This window comes from Taylorella asinigenitalis ATCC 700933 (assembly GCF_000687755.1).
GTDB classification, from domain to species: Bacteria; Pseudomonadota; Gammaproteobacteria; order Burkholderiales; family Burkholderiaceae_B; genus Taylorella; species Taylorella asinigenitalis.
On the sequence record NZ_JHXN01000035.1, the window covers coordinates 1 to 1,604 of the forward strand.

The following is a 1,604-nucleotide window of genomic DNA, read 5'->3' on the forward strand; positions in this document are numbered from 1 at the left end:
TTATTGACTCCGGCACGACTTGGAGACGCGAGGTAAACTTAGGAGGTGCTGCGCGTCTGGCGACCCTCCACTTTGACTCGTGACCAGCTGGAAGAACGACGGCTGTATGCTCAGCAGCTCCTCGCCGCAGGTGAGGTCAATGCCAAGGAGATCGCGGCTTCGGTCGGCGTTTCCGAAAGTACAGTCCGCACCTGGAAACAGCGTCTCCGAGAACGAGGCAGCCTCCAGGCCACCCGAGCGGCTGGGCCTTCACCGCGCCTGAGGCCAGAACAGCGCACGCAACTGGGGGAGATCCTGCGCGCAGGACCGCTGGCCGCCGGTTATCCCGACGCGCGTTGGACGACCTCCCGCGTGCGGGAGGTCATTGGCCTGCAATTTGAGGTGTGGTACCACGCCGATCACGTCAGGAAGTTGCTTCACCAGCTTGGCTTCAGTCCTCAGAAGCCAGAATCGCGTGCCTTGGAACGCGATGAGCAGGCGGTTCAGACCTGGGTCGAGCAGACGCTCCCCAGCTTGAAAAAAAAAGGTTGAGCAGGGTATGACTCTCGTCTTCCTCGATGAAAGTGGCTTCAGCCTGAAACCGACGGTGACCCGGACTTGGGCCGTCCGAGGACAAACGCCGATCATCACGGCCAAAGCCAGTTGGGACAAGCTCTCGACTATTGGTGCGATAACGACTACGGGCCAGTTCTTACAACAGACCTACCCAGGCGCCATTCGAGGCCAGCAGGTCGTGGCGTTCTGCCGACATCTCCTCCGCCACGTCCAAGGCAAGCTCGTTGTGTTGATGGACAACGCTCGTATCCACAAAACGAAGGCCCTGAGGGCCTTCGTCGAGCAGCAGCCCCGTCTTACCGTCGAGTATCTCCCGCCCTACGCTCCTGAACTCAATCCCATTGAGCGGGTGTGGGCCTACATAAAAGGATCAGTCCTCGGAAACTTCTGCCCCAAAACTGTCGGTGAGTTGAAGGCAAGGCTAAACTCCGCGTGGCAACGTGTTCGTTACATTCGGCTTCCCCAGCGCCTTACTCACCGCTACTGTTCGTCTCCAACCTAAGCCGGAGTCAATAACGTCGATTGAACCAGGGCTTAACCTAGAGAAGGCCCGATTTTCCGCCATTTGCGATGAGTAATTTATGAGTCACCAAGAATCGTGCGAGAATGAGAGTTTGTGCAACGAATTTGGAGCGCTGATGCCAACAGCTTTTTGGGCTTGCAAAACTCTGTTGCACAACCGAAATCAATGGCAATTGGGTATTGCAAGCATCTAAAAAATGTGATTTGAGTTACTAGGGGAATATTTCGCACGAACTCGATTGCGTTGGTAAATGGGGTACCGCGAGAGTAGGAACCAAAATCTGCGCTAAGGAGATATTCCTGCTGTAACTGTCATTATTACAGGATTTTTTCACAGAAGGCCTGATGGAAACGGCAACGACTGGCACGGTATTTTGCTTGTCTTTAATACTTATCGCAGGAAAGACCGTACGTGTCAGTTAGGCAAACGCCAGTCTCGTGCATGAGTGAGAAAAGATCCGTCTGGAACGGCGAATTCTGGCAGCTAAATCTCTTAGCGCAGGTTCCTGTTCTTACTCTCACGTCAG

At 54.7% G+C, this 1,604-nt stretch carries 1 protein-coding gene; it reads left to right on the top strand.

Annotated elements, in window-relative coordinates; genetic code table 11:
* The first annotated feature begins 48 nt into the window (after positions 1–48).
* Positions 49–1,057 (top strand): IS630-like element ISDra3 family transposase gene (locus T432_RS08975; RefSeq protein WP_197480514.1). Its coding sequence is split into 2 segments (ribosomal slippage): positions 49–516 and positions 518–1,057, totalling 1,008 coding nucleotides; the frame shifts between segments, so codons are not numbered across the junction.
* The last annotated feature ends 547 nt before the right edge of the window (positions 1,058–1,604 follow it).